This window comes from Mesorhizobium sp. BHbdii (assembly GCF_053848045.1).
Map to the genome: position 1 here is coordinate 343,700 of NZ_JBSPKX010000004.1, position 19,370 is coordinate 363,069.

General features: G+C 59.4%; 14 protein-coding genes and 1 pseudogene. 6 read left to right on the forward strand and 9 right to left on the reverse strand.

Annotation, left to right across the window (positions count from 1 at the left end):
- Positions 1–21 precede the first annotated feature (21 nt).
- Positions 22–1,683: a vWA domain-containing protein gene (locus tag ACWTU8_RS22315; RefSeq protein WP_455849862.1), complete on the forward strand. Its 1,662-nt coding sequence runs from the start codon at positions 22–24 to the stop codon at positions 1,681–1,683.
- Positions 1,684–2,079: 396 nt separating this feature from the next.
- Here the strand turns inward: ACWTU8_RS22315 and ACWTU8_RS22320 are convergent, their stop codons facing one another.
- The gene (locus tag ACWTU8_RS22320; protein WP_455849863.1) at positions 2,080–2,934 is read right to left on the reverse strand and encodes a hypothetical protein; all 855 of its coding nucleotides are present in this window, start codon (positions 2,932–2,934) and stop codon (positions 2,080–2,082) included.
- A 206-nt stretch (positions 2,935–3,140) separates the two neighbouring features.
- A pseudogene (locus ACWTU8_RS22325) lies at positions 3,141–3,772 on the reverse strand (tyrosine-type recombinase/integrase).
- Positions 3,773–4,115: 343 nt separating this feature from the next.
- Between ACWTU8_RS22325 and ACWTU8_RS22330 the strand changes: the two are divergent.
- The 3 genes from ACWTU8_RS22330 to ACWTU8_RS22340 are packed head-to-tail and all read left to right on the forward strand — an operon-like array spanning position 4,116 to position 10,097.
- Positions 4,116–6,182: an ATP-dependent nuclease gene (locus tag ACWTU8_RS22330; protein WP_455849864.1), complete on the forward strand. Its 2,067-nt coding sequence runs from the start codon at positions 4,116–4,118 to the stop codon at positions 6,180–6,182.
- The gene (locus ACWTU8_RS22335; RefSeq protein ID WP_455849865.1) at positions 6,166–8,106 is read left to right on the forward strand and encodes a UvrD-helicase domain-containing protein; all 1,941 of its coding nucleotides are present in this window, start codon (positions 6,166–6,168) and stop codon (positions 8,104–8,106) included. The genes ACWTU8_RS22330 and ACWTU8_RS22335 overlap by 17 nt, the downstream gene beginning before the upstream one ends.
- A 17-nt stretch (positions 8,107–8,123) precedes the next feature.
- A complete protein-coding gene (locus ACWTU8_RS22340) occupies positions 8,124–10,097 on the forward strand; it encodes an endonuclease NucS domain-containing protein (protein ID WP_455849866.1) in 1,974 nt (657 codons plus the stop codon).
- 460 nt (positions 10,098–10,557) lie between these two features.
- Here the strand turns inward: ACWTU8_RS22340 and ACWTU8_RS22345 are convergent, their stop codons facing one another.
- Complete coding sequence (locus tag ACWTU8_RS22345; protein ID WP_455849867.1) at positions 10,558–11,160, reverse strand: sulfotransferase family protein; 603 nt, start codon at positions 11,158–11,160, stop codon at positions 10,558–10,560.
- Positions 11,161–11,193: 33 nt separating this feature from the next.
- The gene (locus ACWTU8_RS22350) at positions 11,194–11,322 is read right to left on the reverse strand and encodes a hypothetical protein (RefSeq protein WP_455849868.1); all 129 of its coding nucleotides are present in this window, start codon (positions 11,320–11,322) and stop codon (positions 11,194–11,196) included.
- 150 nt (positions 11,323–11,472) lie between these two features.
- Here ACWTU8_RS22350 and ACWTU8_RS22355 point away from each other — a divergent pair, with 150 nt between their 5' ends.
- Positions 11,473–11,619, forward strand: a complete 147-nt coding sequence (locus tag ACWTU8_RS22355) for a hypothetical protein (protein ID WP_455849869.1) — start codon at positions 11,473–11,475, stop codon at positions 11,617–11,619.
- A gap of 99 nt (positions 11,620–11,718) precedes the next feature.
- Here the strand turns inward: ACWTU8_RS22355 and edd are convergent, their stop codons facing one another.
- From edd to zwf, 3 genes are all read right to left on the reverse strand, one after another.
- The gene (gene edd, locus ACWTU8_RS22360) at positions 11,719–13,563 is read right to left on the reverse strand and encodes a phosphogluconate dehydratase (protein ID WP_455849870.1); all 1,845 of its coding nucleotides are present in this window, start codon (positions 13,561–13,563) and stop codon (positions 11,719–11,721) included.
- Positions 13,564–13,636: 73 nt separating this feature from the next.
- A complete protein-coding gene (gene pgl, locus ACWTU8_RS22365; RefSeq protein ID WP_455849871.1) occupies positions 13,637–14,353 on the reverse strand; it encodes a 6-phosphogluconolactonase in 717 nt (238 codons plus the stop codon).
- A complete protein-coding gene (zwf, locus tag ACWTU8_RS22370; protein WP_455849872.1) occupies positions 14,335–15,804 on the reverse strand; it encodes a glucose-6-phosphate dehydrogenase in 1,470 nt (489 codons plus the stop codon). The genes pgl and zwf overlap by 19 nt, the downstream gene beginning before the upstream one ends.
- A gap of 297 nt (positions 15,805–16,101) precedes the next feature.
- Here zwf and ACWTU8_RS22375 point away from each other — a divergent pair, with 297 nt between their 5' ends.
- Positions 16,102–16,848: an SDR family oxidoreductase gene (locus tag ACWTU8_RS22375; protein ID WP_455850025.1), complete on the forward strand. Its 747-nt coding sequence runs from the start codon at positions 16,102–16,104 to the stop codon at positions 16,846–16,848.
- A gap of 126 nt (positions 16,849–16,974) precedes the next feature.
- Here ACWTU8_RS22375 and ACWTU8_RS22380 read toward each other — a convergent pair whose 3' ends face one another.
- Together ACWTU8_RS22380 and ACWTU8_RS22385 are read right to left on the reverse strand one after the other, a co-directional pair.
- Positions 16,975–17,793 carry an SH3 domain-containing protein gene (locus ACWTU8_RS22380; protein WP_455849873.1) on the reverse strand — a complete coding sequence of 273 codons (819 nt, stop codon included), beginning with the start codon at positions 17,791–17,793 and terminating at the stop codon, positions 16,975–16,977.
- A 229-nt stretch (positions 17,794–18,022) separates the two neighbouring features.
- Positions 18,023–19,309, reverse strand: coding sequence for an NAD(P)/FAD-dependent oxidoreductase (locus tag ACWTU8_RS22385; protein ID WP_455849874.1), 1,287 nt, complete (start codon positions 19,307–19,309; stop codon positions 18,023–18,025).
- Positions 19,310–19,370: the final 61 nt, after the last annotated feature.

A 19,370-nucleotide genomic window follows, 5' to 3' on the forward strand; every position in this document is an offset into this window, starting at 1 on the left:
CACTGACTGGGGGAGAATTTCATGGCGGGACTTGCGCGGGGCGTCGCTGCGGCCGCCCTCCTGTTGGGGATGACGACGCTCGGCCTTGCCGCCGACCGTGTCGTCATCGTTCTCGACGCTTCCGGCTCGATGTGGGCGCAGATCGACGGCAAGCCCAAGCTCGAAATCGCCCGGGAATCGCTGCGAACGGTGCTGCAATCTGTCCTCGCCGATAGGGAAATCGGCTTCATGGCCTATGGCCATCGCGAGAAGGGCAGTTGCGAGGACATCGAGCTCATCGTGCCGCCGCAGGCCGGCTCGGCAGCTGCTGTTTCCGCTGCCGCCGACAGCCTGAAATTCATCGGCAGGACGCCGCTGACATCAGCCGTCAAGCAGGCCGCCGAGGCGCTGAAATACACCGAGGACAAGGCCACCGTCATCCTGATCACCGATGGGCTCGAGACCTGCAAAGGTGACCCTTGCGCGCTCGGCAAGGAACTGAGGGCTGCCGGTGTCGATTTCACCGTAAACGTCGTCGGCTTCGGCCTGACCGCGGACGAGGGCAAGCACGTCGCTTGCCTCGCCGACAACACCGGCGGCAAATACATCCAGGCGTCCGACGAGCAAGCCCTACAGGACGCGCTGGTCGAAGCCATCGCCGCCGCACCTGCACCGGCGCCCGAACCAGCGCCTGCGCCGCAGCCGGCCCCCGAGCCGGAAAAGCCGGAGTTCAACTTCATGCCGGCCGTGGTGCTCGCCGAGGGCGGCGATCCCGTCACCGACGGCAATTCCTGGGAGATCTACAAGGCGAGCTCCGACGGCACCCGCGGCGATTACGTCACCACCGAATACGGAGCCTACAAAGGCAATCTGGAGCCGGGCGGCTACCTAGTCGTCGCACGCTATGGCGAGGCCAGGACCGAACAGAAGATCACGCTCGAGGCGGGCCAGGTCTACAAGCCCCTTGTCACGCTGAATGCCGGCACGCTCATCATTCATCCACGGCCAAGTGAGGGGGCGGACGTCGCCGATGGTGCGGCTGTCGTGATCGCCTATCCGGGCGTCGATACGCCCGCGACCTATTATGGCGACACGAAGGTCGTGTTGCCGGCCGGCGACCAGAAAGTGACGGTCAGGATCGGGCAGGGCGAAATCACCGAAACCATCCCGCTCACTGCCGGCAGCATCGTCGACAAGGATATCATCGTCGGCGTCGGCCATGTCGTTGCCAACGCCTACTACATTGCTGGCGGCGACAAGGCCGACGCTTCGGGCATCGGCTTCAAGGTGTTCAAGGCAAGAAAGAAGATCGACGGGACGAGGCAAGAGGTGGCTCATGCCTATGGTCCCGACAGCAAGTTCGATCTGCCGCCCGACGACTATGTGCTGACGGCGACGGTCGACCTTGCCGTCGTCGAGCAGCCGTTCAGCGTAAAGGCCGGTGAGCATCAGGATCTGAAGATCGCCATCAATGCCGGCGTGCTGGCGATCACCGCGCCAGGGGCCTCGAAGATCGAGATTTTCGAGGCGAAGAAGGACATTAACGGCAACCGCAAATCGCTCGGCTACGCCTACGACGAGCAGTATCAGGCGGCGCTGCCGGCCGGCGACTACGTGGTCGTCTCGGAGAAGTCGGACAACAGTTCGAAGGAGGGCGCAGTGACGGTCACGGCCGGCGGGCGGACCGAACTGACGGTGCAGTAGGAGGCAGTTCGATGCCAGTGTCGATTGCTCGCGACGGAAACGGCCTTGAAGGCGCAAGGTATCGAGGCGATCGACTGATCGTTAGATAAGCATACGCCCCACAATGCCGAGCTTGGCCTTGGATTGCGGCCGGCGCTGTGGTCGTACAGATCGGACCGGCATTCGCATTTCTACCTCGCAGGCAGCGTCGACGCGAACCAGTCGGCTGAACGTCCGAAATGGGTGGCCATTCGTCCCGTCGATCGGAACGAGCAGGTATTCACAGGAACGGGCATCCCCGTTATGTCTGTCGAATGACCGGAGTGGGCCGACAGCAGAACGTCCGGTTTTGGGAGCACCCGGCGGCAAGCCGCCATTCTGGTTCCGCCGCATCACGCACCTGTATGTTCTCCCCGCTCACTTCTGGATCATATCGATTGCTTGGTCGCCGATGGTCCCTGTGAATGTCTCCGGCGACTTCCACCACGCATCGTAAGCCGCCGCCCCGGATTGCACGATCCCCACGACGATCAGAACTGCCGTCAGCCAGAAGATACGGTTCTGCGTATTTTTGTTGTCGGTGTGACGCTGTTCTTCGAGGTCGAAGCTGGTGATCGTGTTCAGCGCCTGCGGCTTGAGCTTGTAACCATGATGCTGCGTCTCTTCGAGATCTTGCACCTCCTTCATCGAGTCTAGGAGGAGCGTATAGTAGGTCATCAGCTCTTCTTTATCAGGCCGATGAACCCAGCGGACCGTATAGAAGTGGGTCAGCAAGCTGGTCGGATGCGTCTGGAAGGCCCGATCTTTGACGGTCTCTGATAGGATGTAGCGCAGCACCTTCATCCGATCCTGACGAGGCAGCTCCCGCTTATTGAAGCGCGACTGCAGGTATCGGTCGTATGTCACCTGGATCCAAGGCCAGCGGCTCCATCGGTAGCGGAGGAACTTCGGGAGCCCGATCGTGTAGAAGGTCCAGCCTCGATAGTAGTGCTGGATCCATGGCTGGAAGTCGGCCAGTTCGCTAATGTCGAGGGATCGTTCTTCAGTGAAATTCTGGCCGTCGAGCGACCACTTCCCCTGCACCTGATCATCCACGAGGTCGTAGACGAGGAACCTTGCCACGCCCGCGCTGTCGAGCAAATAGACCAGATAGATGTCGTTCTTCCGAGCCTCGTCACCAGAGGTCGGTATTGTCGGTCCGCTTCGTTTCACCAACGCCATACGAAGCACGCGCCGCATGGCAAACTGCCGAATACCCGCACGTAATCCCATCCCGCCTCCCATCGATATGCTCGGGGGAGATATAAGTCATAAATCGTTCTGTTTCTCTCTGTTCCTTTCGGCTATTTTAAACGTCACGCAGACCAAGCTGAACTTGTCTGCTCCCCCTCCGCTTTCCACCCCACGATGGCTGGAGCAACCTGGCATTCCGCGTGCCAAAAGCGGCCATCCACGCTGCATCGGATGGCCGCTCAACCTCAGATCTCGGTTCGCTCAGCCAGGAGGAGCGCGTCCTCCATGTCGATGCCGAGATAGCGCACCGTGTTGTCGATCTTGGAGTGACCAACAAGATCTGGATGGCGCGGATGTTTCCTGTAGCCTTGTAAATCATCGACGCCTTCGTGCGTCGGAGCGAGTGTGTTCCATATTCCTCCGAACGTAGACCAATGGCGGTCACCCACTCGTCAACGAGGCGGGCATACTGCCTCGTGCTCATGTGGTTCCTCTGATCGATCCGGCTCGGGAAGGCATAGTCCTCGACCGTCCCGCCACGCCGTTCGAGCCAAGTGAGAAGGCTTGCTCTCACATCGCTCGTGATCTCGAATTGGACGGGACGACCGGTCTTCTGCTGAACGACGATCGCCCGATTCCTGATCTCTGGTCCGTCGACCACGTCGCGGATCCTGATCTTGACCAGGTCGCAGCCGCGAAGCTTGCTGTCGATTGCAAGATCGAACAATGCTCGGTCCCGTACGCGTCTTTCGCGATCGAGGAAGAAGCGAATCGCCCAGATCTGCTTCTGGGTGAACGGACGCTTGGTGCCGACCTTCTTTCCGGCATTCCAAGCTGCGCGCTCGCTACTAGCACAATCGAATTGAGAATGGCCCATGTGAGTTCTCCTCGGCCTTGATTGGCCGATAGAGAAACGTCGCAAGACACTACCGATCAACGGCCGACTCCAGACAGTCGGCTTTCGGGGATTGGAAAAAGGGATAGCTGCCGTTCAACCCCGTAACGTAAATGCCCGCCGCCGCACCCAACGTAGCGCCATTTACCGCGCCCTCAGGTGCTCGGAATCGCGCCAGTGATCTTGTTGTAGTCAGAGTTCAGCTCCCGCCGAATCGTTGCCCTTCGACGAGAACAGGGGCGCGGGCAAGGATCAGCGCTGCGGGCGCACAAGCGAAGCGCGAAGCCTCGGGAGCCGCGCCATTGTCTGAGCAGGGGCGAAGCCGTTGTATAAGTTTCTAGAATTCGCGAAAGCGGCCGATCAACGCGAAATTTCGTGGCGCGATGCAAATGTGACGAGTAGTCTCCCCCCAAAAGGGGGAGCTATGTTTTTATCCAATGTAACGATAAAGAACTTCAGGCTGTTTCAGGAGTTCACAGTTCGTCTGAACAGCGGAATTAACGTCATCGTTGGTGAGAACAACAGTGGCAAGACCGCCTTGGTCGATGCACTGCGTTACGCGCTGTCGGTCAACTCCGGAGAATGGATACGGATTCAAGATCGCGACTTCCGCAAAGGAACGACCGCCTTCTCTATCCAGCTCAAATTCGAAGATATCAACACCAGACAAGCGGGCGCGTTTGTAGAGCATCTGACGCACGAAAAAAACGCCGAGGGCCAAGGTCGAACGTCCGTCCTTTATCTAAACCTACTAGCTGAGCAGACCTCGCATACGGTTCGGGGAACGCGTCAAATCCGAACAGAGATACGCTCAGGTGCAAACGCCGATGGGCCTGCGATTGAACGGGAGGCACGAGAGTTTCTCGCGAGTACTTATCTAAGGCCGCTTCGGGATGCAGAGGCCGAACTTATGGGAGGAAGGGGCTCGCGCCTCGCCCAAATTCTGGAATCTTCTGAACAATTCAACGAGCCAACGATCACGCAGCTTCTCGCCGCCATTGTTACAGCCAACCAATCAATCATGGGAAATGACGGCGTTCAGTCTGCGAAAGGACGCGTCCAGGCGCAACTGCGGGACCTGGACTTCAAATCGAACGCTTTGAACCCGCTTATCAGCATAATGGGAGGGACCGACCTCGCAGAGCTTACCGGGATTGAGCGCAGGCAAATGTTCCGCGCGACATTAGAGCGGCTGCAGCTCTTGATCGACGCTCAAGAGCGCTATCAAGGTTTAGGGTACAGCAATCTGCTTTTTATGGCGACCGAGTTGCTACTCCTCGAACAGGAGCAGCATGACTTCCCGCTCCTGCTAATTGAGGAGCCTGAAGCGCATCTCCATCCCCAGCTTCAAATGAAATTTCTAAAGGCTCTGCGCGAAGGTTTCAGCGGTCGCAACTCATCGCTTCAAAGCATTCTCACGACACATAGCCCTAATCTGGCGTCTAAAGCTCCGTTGGACAACGTCATAATCATGTCGGGCGCGAAAGCGTTTTCGCTGCGGCCAAGCGAGACAAATCTGGAGTCGGGCAACTACGTTTTTCTCGAAAAATTCCTAGACGTAACAAAGTCCAATCTGTTTTTCGCGAAAGGCGTCCTATTGGTTGAAGGCGACGGCGAGAACATTCTGCTTCCCAGCATAGCCGAGCTTTTGGGTGTCGCCTTTGAGGATTACGGCGTGTCGGTTGTCAACGTCGGAAGTCTGGCCTTTGGGCACTTTGCAAGAATTTTTCAACGCAGGGGGAAGGATGCGCTGCAGGCAGAGTGGCTTAGCACACGCGTCGCCTGCGTACGCGATCTCGACCTAAGACCGGAACGCGCGAAGATTGCTGAGGGAAATATCTACGGTTTCAAGAAAGCAGTACCTCGCAATCAGGCCTATTGGGAGTCTCATTACGCAGATAATCCGGGTGGCAGAACCCAATGGATCGCAACTCGAAAGAGTTCGGCGGGCCAGAATGTAAGGGTCGAACTTTCCGACCACTGGACTTTTGAATATTCGCTTATTCGCGCGGGTCTTTCTGCAGAAGTGTACGAAGCCCTGAAGGGAGATATCGAAGGCTACGATGGCCTGCCAAACAACGACGATGAGTTGCGAGCAATCGCGATTTTCAAAGACATTGCGGAGTCCAGTGGCGGCAAAACCGAAGTAGCCTACAAACTCTCCGCATTGCTGACAAACCGCTTCGGCTCAGTCGTCACGCCATCTCCCGAAGGCGAAGACGAGGCACAAGCCGAGGCACGCCGAAACGCAGACGCTGCCGCGACTCTCGCTCGACGAGACGAGCTACGATCCAAGTTGCCCGGCTATATCATAAACGCTTTGGAGCATGTGACGGGCGTTGCTCTCAAGCCACCCTCGCAGGAGGCTGGGCCAGATGCTGCCGCAGCTTGATGATGCGGCGATTGAAGCCTTGCTTGCGGGACTCAACCATGGTGTTGGGCAGGATGCGCTTGTCCTAGACGAAGCGCGGCGCAGCGCGATTAAGGAGTACCAAAACGTCCACGCGTGCCCTGGGGCGGGAAAGACAACAGTCATAGGGCTTAAGCTGATTCTGCTCGCAGAGAAGTGGTCCGCGCTACATCAAGGCATCTGCGTGCTTACCCACACGAACATCGCCAAGAATGAGATTTTGGAGCGAATTGGCACTGACCCGGCCGGCCGAGCCCTCCTTTCTTATCCTCACTTCATTGGGACTATTCAGGATTTTACGAACACCTTCCTGGCGCTGCCTGCATGCCGCTCCACAGGAATTGCTGTGAGGCGGATTGACGATGCGGCAACTGCGAATTTTCTAGAGCGTCGCCTATCTCCGCCGGCCCGTACATTCCTCGCCATGAGTCAGCAACGGAAGATTTCAGATCTTCGGTATAGATTCGAAAATGGTGCCCTCAAGCTCGACATTCCGGGCAATCCGGGAGAACAAACGGATTCCTATAAGAGCATGAAGGCTGCGAAAAACGCAGCAATCAAGAATGGCTTTCTATTCTATTCCGAAATGTACGCGATTGCTGACCAATTGTTGGTGTCGAATCCGGCTGTAGCGGAGGCGATACGGCACCGCTTTCCTATCGTACTCGTCGACGAAATGCAGGACACGTCAAGATATCAAGACGAGTTTCTAAGCCGTATTTTTCCCAATGATGCCGGCATCAAGTTTCAAAAGGTTGGCGATCCCGATCAGGCAATTTTCGATGGTATGGGTGACAAACCAAGTGAAAGTTTCAATGGCGCTGCCGTCCAGCTGCAGCCTATCCCCGACAGTAGCAGATTCACCAACTCAATCGCCGCGAAGGTTCGCGGCTTAAGTACCAGGCGCATAAACCTGATTGGCTCGAGGGCGGATTTGGAAAATGCGCCGGCCTGCTCGATTATCGTATTCGACGACGAAACAATCGGCGAAGTGCTGCCGAAGTTTGCGGAGATTGTCGAGGCACTCCCGGCTTCAAATCGGCAGACGATCAAAGTGGTAGGCGGGCGGGCGGACAATGAGGGCGCCGCCAACCCGCTTAACATTCAGACCTATTGGCCGGCATTTGATCGCGCGCAATCTCAGCGAACTGTGTTGCCCTCGACATTTTGTGCCGCAGCAAGACGATGCACAGAGCTGGCGAGTGGCTCCGTCCAGGCGCACACTCACCTGCTTAGACAATGCGTCGTCGAATTGCTTCGGCTTGCGGGAAAGACGTACGTTGGCCGCAATGGAAAAGACGGGCCGGTAACACTCTCCAATCTTGGACGATACCTATCCGAAAAGGGCACGACCGTTCGCTTCAACCGGCTAATGGCCGAAATGGTAATGATGGAAGACCTTGCCGCGGAACACTGGGCGAATATCGCCAATCAGTTGGGGGAGGTTTGCGACGTAAACATCGGAACGGGCGATGTTGTGCCGTTTATGGTGTTCTCAGAACTCCCAGCTGACCTTGATGGCGAAGCTGTACTCCCCGGCAATGTCTTCTCCAGCCCAAACGGAATCTTGATGGAGGTTTCGACCATACATGGCGTCAAAGGGGAGACGCATGACGCAACACTAGTTTTAGAGACGAAGTTCGGAACGCTTTATGATGTGCAAGAGATGCTTTCCTTTCTGATTGATAGCGACCTCGAAAGGCCAGTGTTTGATCCTGAGCATCCGAAAACCAACCCGTCCATCCGCGCCAGTTTCATGAAAAAGCTTTATGTCGCGACCAGCCGCGCACGACACTTGGTTTGCTTGGCTGTGCACAAAGACCGCATCTCCGATGTGCAGCGCCAAGCCCTTCAGGAGATCAAGGGTTGGGCTATCGTGGAATTACCTCCTGTCCCAGCTATCTGACTCAATGAGACCAACACGTGTTTGAAGCCCCCCTCCGCGATCTACTCGCCAGCCAGTTAGAAGTCCTAGAGGATGGTTTGACCCTCCTCAAAATCGAACAGTTCGTGCCAAGCACGATTGGAACGCGAAGCTTCATAGACATTCTGGCACGAGACAAGCGAGGGAGATGGGTTCTCATCGAGCTTAAGAGAAGCGATGCCGCTTCTCGTGAGGCCATTCATGAAATTTATAAATATGTCGAAGCGGTCAAAGGACACCTTGGCGCGCGCGACGACGAAATACGCGCCATTATAGTTTCCACAGAGTGGAAAGAACTGCTTGTTCCATTTTCCCGATTTGTCCAGGACACGTCGATTTCGGCGAATGGCGTAAAGATAATTTTGGCTGAGCCGGATAATACGATCACGGCGCAGGCAGTGGAACCCTTGGCATTGAGCTCTGGCAGAGTTCTCTCACCCTGGCACGAGATAAGCCTCTACCGTAGTGAAAAGCGGCTCCAGAAAGGGATCGCCAGCTATGACGCGAGTTGCCGAACCAAAGGTATTAACGACTACATAATGGTGGAGATGCAAGCCCCCGAAGGCTTCTACGAGGCATCGGTGCTTGCCACCGCCCGATCAATAAACGGTATACGCGGAGGAGCAGAGGAGCCGACCGAGGAGGAGATCGCCGATGTAGCCATCAAGATGAAGCGGATGGACCATCTTATATATTTTGTTCCTCAACTACAGTCGCCCGAAGAGTACCTAGAGATAATCCGAACTGACCAGAAACTCTTCAAGGAAGTAGAGGAATTTATGGATGATCTTGAGGGAGAAGAGCTTCTTAGCTCTCTTCTGGAGTATGCGCTTTTTGCAAAGCCAAAAATTGATCGTGATTATTTTGAAATAGGATATCCGGCAAAATTTCGGACCAAACTTCTCGATGGCGAAGGCTGGACAATTAAGGCGATACATCGCCGAGGAGCGTTCGAGCGGAACAGCGTTTTGACCGGTGAAACAATTCTCGGTGAAATTGCGGGTGAGGCAGGCACATCCGGTCAAAGGCTCAAACGTTCAATTATTCTCTCCGATAGAGCCGAAGTCACTCAGTTGCTGAAGGATGTTTCGGAATGCCTTCCAAACAATCCGGTTTGGACTGGAATGATCAGGGATCAGCTTGAAGAAGCGCGCGCAGAATTTCCAAAAGCTACTGTGGATGTTTCTATCTATTCCCCATCCACTGGCATGCTGACGCTGTTTTTCACTGTCACGCAAGAGACAGGGGTGCTTTATGTCCCAACCTATACTCTGGAGATCCAAAATGAAGGGGAGCTTCGTCGTATTTACATCGGAGAGCTATCGTCGCTGGATGATAATCCGATAAGCGCCGACGCCTTCACAAACGTTTTGTCTAAGTACTACGAAGGCGACATTGGCACGCTGGTTATGACGATGACCTGGGGTGGATATGAGGCCAGAGACATCGACATACTGGAGGATTTGAACCTCGGCTACGGATCATTTAGGTGCGATGCTCAGGGCAGCGAACGTCAATTCTACCGGATGAAAAATAGCCGATGGCGCCAAGTACCGGCGATACAGCCTTTCGGCGAACTCAAAAGTTATTTGGAACGCAATGAAAGGCTAGTGCGCATCATAGCTCACAAGCTCGGCCCCCGTATCGGACCAGGTATCTGCGACGGAAGCCGAGCGGATCGCCAGCTTGAAGATCATGTCGATCCCCTCACTGTCAAACAGGGAAAATACTACATCGATCCGCCCAACGAGTGTGACATCTGCTCGATTCCGCTTTCTGGTGAAACGTTTATGTCTGATACACGACTGAAGGAACACGATGCGGCTGCAAACATGTGCGCTGACTGCACCATCTACTACGGTGCGGGTATCGGATGGAGCGTCGGGCAGCTCTACAGAAACGAGGGCGATGGGAAGTGGCTCTTGGTCGGCGGCTTTTCTGGTGCAAAGGAAGATGACGACGATTCGACTTGACCCTAACCTGTGCAAGATTGCGAGAGCTGTCGTCAGGGTTCCAAGGGCAGGAACGCCCTTTGGTCGTATCCATGTGAAAGCATGGCGCGGTTCGCGGCGGACGCTCTGATACGGTCCAGCGGCACACGCTGGTCGTGGGGGGGGCGGCACGGGAGGGGCGCGAAGCCCAGCTGTGGGCGATCAAACCACGTAGGATTTCGACGGTGCGTTTCGGCGCGATGCCGGATCAAGCGCCGCACGCGGGGATGCAACGGGGGCTCACTGGGGCTGGCGCATTGAGGATGTCTGCTTTTGGGAGGAGAATTTCAAGTACGAAATGACCGACATGCGGCGCAAAGCCGTCGTTGAAAGTTGATGGGACGACGGTCGCCTGCGGGTCAAAAGTTGACGCTACCCCCAAGTCCGGTTCTGACCGTCGTAGCGAACTTTATCGCGACGTGACCCGTTGCAGACGGTCAGACTAGTTCTGTGCAAGAGCGGACTGAAAGTCCTTGGTATTGTTACGATTGGGATAGGACTGGTCCGGTACTGATACGCCAAGATGCAGGCAGAGCGGCTCCCATCCGTCGCCCAGATTGTGGACCAGCAGCCGACCCGACGGCACTGTCGCAATGACCGCCCTTACATTGGCTTCGTAGGCGGCGATGGCATTGGCGCGATCGTGCGGCCGGCCGCCGAAGACCTGACTGGAGATCAGGGCAAGACCCAGCGATTCCTGATCCGTGCTCTGGCTGATGCCTGCTAGGATAGTTTTCTCGAAGCTTGTCCACCAGCTTTCCGGGGATCGGTATGTCAGGATGACCCGGGCGTCGGGATAGAACTCAATCAGGTCGCGCCAATAGTGTGCCGAGGGCCAGTCAATGCAGGACGCGTAGCCCGCAAACAACTGGTTCCAGTCAGGGGCAGCGCCCTTCGCCAGCGAACGCCAAAGCCGCTTCTGGTCGTCATTGGCCATGACTTCGAACATGTGGTGACAGGGACCGAAGCCAAGGATCGTCAGCGCCTCGCGCATCGAATCCGTTCCTGTCCGGCCAAAGCCCGTTCCGATTACTTTTATTGCCATTGTCCCTCCTGGTTCAGGCCCACAGCCGTCACATCAGTCGCTTGCGAGCACCACCCACAGGCGCGGGTCCCCTGGGATCGAAGAGGCGGCTGGAATGTCAACGACGCGCAGATGAACTGGGCCGAGACGGGTGGTGTTGGCCAGAATTTCTTGGCTCTTCATCGGCCGTTGTCTCCCTGCAGCGCAGGAACATTAGCTGCGAAAGATATGCCTGTCTTGCGCATAGTTCGGTCGCTCGCTCCGTGCGCACCTGCGACCTCCAGCGCGGTCGCCGGTAGTGTCCGCTTTAAGGCAGTGGCACCGCTACCTTTAATGACCGAGATCAAGGCGCTAAGCGGCCATTCGTGGTGGGTCATGGGTGTGAATTCGGCCGGGGCGAACGAGCTTCCGCTTGGCGTCGGACTTTTCCGTTTCTGGAAGACGCAGAAGCGCTCGATCCCGCTGCATCGCTCCGAATGACCGGTCACGAGAGACAGGTCAACAATGACTCAAAGGTAGTGGCCAAAAAGGCAAAATTGCGTGGCAGCCGGTGTCAGACGGCCGCGAGCCGCCCTTTTTTCACTGCAGCGCGAATTCCGCGACGTCGTTCCCGAAGGCGCTGGCGCCATGATCGGCGCGGCCGACCATTTGCCGGAACCCGGCGAAAAGCTCGCGGCCGAAGCCGAATTCATTGACGATAAGATCGCTGTCCGCCGCCCGTCGCAGGGCGAAATCGCCGGCCGGCACCAGCACTTCCAGCGTCCCGGCGTCGGCGTCGAGCCTGATGATGTCGCCGTCATGGATCCTGGCGATCGGCCCGTCCTCGACCGCTTCCGGCGTCACGTGGATCGCCGCCGGCACCTTGCCGGACGCGCCCGACATGCGTCCGTCTGTGACCAGCGCCACATGCTGACCACGATCCTGCAGGACGCCGAGCACGGTGGTCAGTTTGTGCAGCTCCGGCATGCCGTTGGCTTTCGGCCCCTGGAAGCGGATGACGGCAATGAAATCGCCGGTCAGTGAGCCGGCCTTGAACGCTTCGTTGAGCCCTTGCTGGCTGTCGAACACCTTGGCCGGCGCCTCGATGATGCGCCGCTCCGGTTTCACCGCCGATGTCTTGATGACGGCGTGGCCGAGATTGCCTGAGAGCATTTTCAATCCGCCCGTCGGCTGGAACGCCTTCCTGAACGGCGCCAGCACCTTCGCGTCGCCGCTTTCGCGCGGCGAGGCCTCGCGCACCACGCCGCCGTCGGCGCCGAGCTTGGCTTCGACCGCATAGGGTCGCAGCCCTTCGCCCCAGACCGTCTGGACGTCCTCGTGCAGGATGCCTTCGTCGAGCAGTTCGCGGATCAGGAAGCCGAGCCCGCCGGCCGCATGGAAATGGTTCACGTCGGCAAGGCCGTTCGGATAGACCCGCGCCAGCAGCGGTACGGCTTCCGAAAGGTCCGAAATATCCTGCCAGGTAATGGCGATGCCGGCCGCGGCCGCCATGGCGATCAGATGGATGGTGTGATTGGTCGATCCGCCGGTGGCGTGCAGGCCGACGATGCCGTTGACGATCGAGCGCTCGTCGATCATCCGGCCGACCGGCGTGTAGGCGTTGCCTAGCGCGGTGATCGCCAGCGCTCGCTTCGTCGCCTCGCGGGTCAGCGCGTCGCGCAACGGCGTGCCGGGGTTGACGAAGGAGGCGCCCGGCGTATGCAGGCCCATGATCTCCATCAGCATCTGGTTGGAGTTCGCCGTGCCGTAGAAGGTGCAGGTTCCCGGCCCGTGATAGGATTTGGACTCGGCCTCGAGCAATTCGGCCCTTCCTGCCTTGCCTTCGGCATAGAGCTGGCGGACCTTGGCCTTCTCGTCATTCGGCAGGCCCGTCGTCATCGGCCCGGCCGGGATGAACATCGCCGGCAGATGGCCAAAGGTCAGCGCCGCGATCACCAGCCCCGGCACGATCTTGTCGCAAACGCCGAGATAGACGGCCGCGTCGAACATGTTGTGCGACAGGCCGATCGCCGCGGCCATGGCGATCACGTCGCGCGAGAACAGCGACAGCTCCATGCCGGGCTGACCCTGCGTGACGCCGTCGCACATCGCCGGCACGCCGCCGGCGACCTGGGCAATGCCGCCGGCCTCGCGCGCCGCGTCCTTGATCAGCGCCGGATATGTCTCGAAAGGCTGATGCGCCGACAGCATGTCGTTATAGGAGGTGATGATGCCGAGGTTCGGCACCCGGTCGCCGCCAAGGGCCACCTTTTCCGAAGGGCTGCAGACGGCAAAGCCATGGGCGAGGTTGCCGCAGGACAGCACGGCCCGGTTGGCGGTGCGGTGCGATGCTTCGGCGATACGGCCGAGATAGGCCTCGCGCCCTGGTCTGGAGCGTTGGCGGATGCGCTCGGTGATGGCTTCGATGTCGCGTCTCGCGGTCATGGTGTCGGTCCTTTCAGGCGAGGTCCCGCAGACACCGTCCGGCTGTCTGCCGGGACCCCTCGGTAAGTTGAAATCAGGGTGCCCAGAAAACCTCTACGGGCCTCTCGGCTGCGTCGAGCACGGCACGAATGGGTTTTCGCGTTTCCGATCCCATCGCGCTCTCGAATGCGTTGCGCTTGTCTTCGCCTTCGATGTGCAGTGCGACGAAGCCGGCCCTGACGATCCGCGCCAGCGATAGCGTCAGGCGCGGTTCGCCGGCGCTTGCCGCGTGGACCGGGAACACGACCCTTTCCGAGGACGGGTCGAGCAATTTTTCCAGATTGTCGGCGTCCGGAAAGAACGATGCGGTATGGCCATCGGTTCCCATGCCAAGCACGACCACATCGAGCGGCCAGGGCAGCGACCGCAACATCCTGCTGTCGGCCTCCCACGTATCCTCGATGCTTGCTGCCTCGTGGTAGAGCGGCACGAAACGTGCGGCTGCGGCCGCGTTTTGCAAAAGATTGGCGGCGACCAGCCCGGCGTTGGAGCGCGGAGACGAGGCCGGCACACAACGCTCGTCGACCAGCGTCACAGTGATCTTGTTCCAGGCGATCGGGATATTCGAAAGCGATGCGAAAAATTTCGCCGGCGTCGTGCCGCCGGAAACGGCGAGCAGTGCCGTGCCGCGCTCTGCGATTGCATTGGTCAGGCGGCCTGCGACATGGCCGGCAAGTGCTGCCGCCAGGTCCTGGCGTTCGGCAAACGCGTGCCAGCTGTAGGCGGCGCCGTTCAATTGCTCTCGTGCCATGTCCGCCCGTCGCGTTCGATCAGCGCAATCGAGGCCGAGGGGCCCCATGTGCCGGCCGTATAGCCCTGCGCCTCTTGCCTTGCGCTTTCCCATGCGTCCTGGATCGGGTCGATCCACTTCCACGCCGCCTCGACCTCGTCGCGGCGCATGAACAGCGTCTGGTTGCCACGGATGACGTCCATGATCAGCCGTTCATAGGCATCGGGGGCGCGGCCGTCGAAGGATTGCGCAAAACTCATGTCGAGCGGAATCTGGCGCAGCCGCATGCCGCCAGGCCCCGGATCCTTGATCATGATGAACTGCTTAACGCCTTCGTCGGGCTGCAGCCGGATGACCAGCTGGTTGGCGGAGATCGGCCCGGCGCTTTCGCCGAAGATCGAATGCGGAATTGGCCTGAATTCGATGACGATCTCCGAGACGCGGGTCGCCAGCCGCTTGCCCGTCCTGAGGTAGAACGGCACGCCCGCCCAGCGCCAGTTGCCGATTTCGGCCTTTAGCGCAACGAATGTCTCGGTGTTGCTGTTCCTGCCGAGCTCCTCGACATAGCCTTTCACCGGCCCGCCGGCCGAGGCCCCGGCACGATATTGGCCGCGCACCGTGTGCTTGGGGGCTTCGTTGCCGCTGATGCGTTTCAGCGCCCGCAGCACCTTCAGCTTCTCGTCGCGCACGGCATCGGCATCCATCGACGACGGCGCCTCCATGGCGACGAGGCAGAGGAGCTGCAGCATGTGGTTCTGCACCATGTCGCGCAGCGCGCCGGCCTTGTCGTAGTAGGTGACGCGATCTTCGAGGCCGACGGTCTCGGCCACGGTGATCTGCACATGATCGACATTGGCGGAATTCCACAGCGGCTCGTAGAGCGCGTTGGCAAACCGCAACGCCATCAGGTTCTGCACCGTCTCCTTGCCGAGATAGTGGTCGATGCGGAAAATCTGGCTTTCACGGAAATCATCGCCGACCAGATCGTTGAGCTCGCGCGCCGAGGCGAGATCGCGCCCGATCGGCTTCTCCAGCACGATGCGCGAGTTCGGCGTGATTAAACCGTTCTCTTTCAGCTTGTGCGAGATGTCGCCGAACAGCGCCGGCGCCACCGCCAGATAGAAAGCGCGGATGCATTCGCTGTCGCCGATCGCCGACTTCAATTTGTCGAAGCCCGCGCCATTGGTCGCGTCGGCCGAGACATAGGAAAGCCGGGCAAGAAACGTCTTCAGCTCCGTGGCATCGATATCGGCCGGTTTCACATGGTCGGAAATCGCCTGCCTGGCGAACGCCTGGAATTCCTCATCGGTCATTTTCGAGCGCGACGTGCCGATGATGCGCGTCGGTTCGGAAAATTGGTGGCCGCGCTGGCGATGATAGAGCGACGGCAAAAGCTTGCGTTCCGACAGATCGCCGGTGCCGCCGAAAATGATGAAGTCGAAAGGCTCGACGGGAATGATCTGGCTGGTCATGGTCTGTCCGCTTTAACGCCGATCGCTGTGACGCGGTCGATATAATCTAATCGATTTAGATTTTCCAGTGCCACGACGTCACATCCCAAGGTCAATGGGTTTGGCCTTGAGGTCTGCCCTTGACACTGGCGCAACCCGGCGGCTTGTCGGCGAGGTGTTCCGGGTGGCCTTCGCAGATGCAGCATAGAGCGGGATCGAAGCGAAAGCCAAAGGAGAAATCGAGCGTGTATACTGATCTTTCCGCGGCCATCGCGGCGGCTGCCCGAGCGATCGTCTTCAATCATGAGTGAGAAAGTCATGCGCCTGGAAAACAAAGTTGCCATCATTACCGGTGCCGCGTCAGGTTTCGGCGAGGGTATCGCCAAGCGCTTTGCCGAGGAGGGCGCCAAGGTCGTTGTCGCCGACCTCAACGCCAAGGGCGCCGAACGCGTCGCCAACGAGATCGGCCGGGCGGCGATCTGGACCCAGACGGACGTCTCGTTGCGTTCCGAGTTCGACGAGATGGTCGATGCCGCAAAGAGCGCCTTCGGCCGCATCGACATCATGGTCAACAATGCCGGATACACCCATCGCAACGGCGATATGCTCGAGGTCGACGAGACGACCTTCGACCTGATCACGGCCGTCAATATGAAGGCGATTTACCACGCCGCTCTGGCGGTTGTGCCGGTCATGGATAGGCAAGGCGGCGGCGTTTTCCTGACCACGGCCTCGACGGCCGGCATCAGTCCGCGGCCCGGCCTCACCTGGTACAATGCATCGAAGGGCTGGGCGATCACCGCGACCAAGTCCATGGCGGTGGAACTCGCGCCGAAGAACATCCGAGTCAACTGCCTCTGCCCCGTCGCCGGCGAGACCGGCATGCTGGAAAAATTCATGGGCGCCGACACACCCGAAATCCGCGAGAAATTCCGCGCGTCGATCCCGCTTGGCCGGCTTTCGACGCCGCTCGACATAGCCAACGCGGCGCTCTGGCTCGCTTCGGACGAGGCGGCTTTCATCACTGGCGTGGCGCTGGAAGTCGACGGCGGACGTTGCATCTGAGCCGTCCGGCCCTGTCGGTTTCAAGTTTGACTTGACGGTTCATCGCCCTCGCTGGACGCGGCGGCCGACTGTATTACAGAAGCCAGCCGAGCCGTGCTGCGACGTCGACGGATCGCCTGACCAGCCCTAGGCCCCGGTCTTGACAAAGCTCTTGTAGATCCAGCCGCGTTTGCCGTTGTAGACGATCTGGCACCATTTGTTGCAGCCCATCACCTGAACAGAGGTCTTGGCGGGAACGGTGACTATAGCGGCCGCATTGTTCTTCGGGCCGGTGCGCATGGTGACGGCCCTGAGGATGCGTCCGGTGTCTGCCGCGCTCGCTTTCTTGGGCTCGACTTTGGCCTGGGTGCCATCGTTCTGTGGCGCCGCCGGCTCTCCCGGCTTCGAGTTGGGAATGGCGGCGGTTGGCGCGCCGTCCGTCGCCGTCTTGTTGGGAGCAGCAACTTTGGCAAGCAATGCTGCCACTTTGGTTTTCGCTGCCGGATCGGCGAATGCCGCCGCAGTGGACGGCTTTGCCGTTTGTTCAGCCTGGCCTGCCATCTGGCGGGATGTGGATCCCGATCCTGTCCAGCGAGGATCATTGGGAGCCAGCGCCGGTATCTCGGCCTTCGCCGCAACCACCACCGGCGAAACCGCATCGGTCTTGCCCGCAGCCTGCTGCACCGCGGCGACTTTCGAGGCCGCGGCCGGCACGATCCTTGTTGTTTTTACTGGAATGCTTGAAACGATCTGCTCGGGACTCGCGACCGCTTGTCTCTCGTTGGCCGGCAATGCCAGCCATAGCGCCACCGCGGCCACGCCAAGCAGCGCTGCTGTGCCAAACGCGGCGATGAGCAGATGCAAGTTCGACCGGATTTGCTGCCAGAACCTGGGCCGCACGTCGTAGCCAAACTGCATCGCAAAGCGCCGTCGTTCCGGCGCGCCGAAACTGAAGGGCTCTCTCACTCTTGCAACCTCCATTTGCGGGCCGACGTTCTTACGACCCGTGCCGGGAAAACCGGCATTCGGTCGGCATCGGTCCCAAACCAACGCGGGCAGGCCCGCAAAATCCCCGTTCAACTGCCCTGAGCGGGCATCCTTTGCCGGCGATTGTGGCATCACTGCGCCCTTGCCGGGCGGATTCTGCACCTTTGCACTAGATTCTGCAACTTGGAAGGGATTTTGCAATCTATGGTTATATCCTGTCCCTCAGGGCATACCAGTTGAGCGCAAGAAAGAGCAGAGGCGCGCGGAAGCGTCGACCACCGGGAAAGGCCGGGATTTTCAGGTCCTCGATCAGTCTCAGCCGGTCCCGGTTGCCGGTAACGGTTTCGGCATAGAGCTTGCCGAAAAAGTTCGACAGCATGACGCCGTGCCCGGAATAGCCGCCGACAGAAATCACATTGGGCATCACCTCGCGCACGAAGGGTTTTCGCGGCATCGTGATGCCGACATAGCCGCCCCAGCCGTGAGTGATCTCGACGGCCTTCAGCGCTGGGTAAAGCTCGGCGATCTGCCGGCGGATGTGGACATGGATGTCTTTCGGATCGTTGACGGCATAGATCTCGCGTCCGCCAAACAGCAGCCTCCCATCCGTCGATTTGCGGAAGTAGCGCACGACGAAGCGGGAATCATCGACCGCCTCACCGCCCGGCAGCACGTTCGTGTCAGCCCCCAGCGGCACTGTCGCGCCGAGGAAGGAGCCGATCGGCATGATGTGCGCGGCACTGATCGGCTCGAGCGCGCCGCCATGGGCGTTGACGCCGATCAGACATTTCTCGGCTGATATCGTGCCTTTCGGCGTCGTGACCCTGACCTTGCCGCCAAGCGAAGCGATGCCGGTCGCCGGCGTCTGCTCGAACAGCTGCGCGCCCGCCTGCGCTGCCACCTTTGCCGCGCCGATCACCAGCTTCAGCGGATGGATGTGCCCGGTGCCGGTGTCGCGGGTGCCGCCGAAATAGCTCGTCGAGCCCAACCGCTCCGCCGTCTCCTTCGCGTCCATGAAGGCGATGTGCGGATAGCCGAAGCGGTTCGCCATGATCTCGGCATGCGCCTTGTAATCGTCGACATAGCGCTTCTTATGCGCCACCGACATCTGGCCGGGCATGTAGTCGATCTCGATCTTGTTGACGGCGGCGAATTCGAGGAGATGCGACTTGGCCTCTTCGGCGAGGTCGAACAGCGCCTTGGCGCGGGAAAAGCCGTATTCCGCTTCGAGCTCCTCGGCCCAGGCGCGCTGACCGGTGCCGAGCTGGCCGCCATTGCGGCCCGATGCGCCGTCGCCGAAACGATGCGCTTCGATCAGCACGACGTTGCTGCCGGCCTTGGCGAGGTGCGCCGCCGCCGACAGGCCGGTGAAGCCGCCGCCGACGATGACGACGTCGCAGGTCCGGTCGCCGTCGAGCGCCGGGTATTCGGGCCGTGGGCCGGCCGTGTCCTCATACCAGGAGCGGCCGGGGGAGATTGGGGATTGGTAGGGCATGATGACCGAGTGGGCAGCAGGGCAGCAGGGCAGCAGGGCAGCAGGGCAGCAGGGCAGCAGG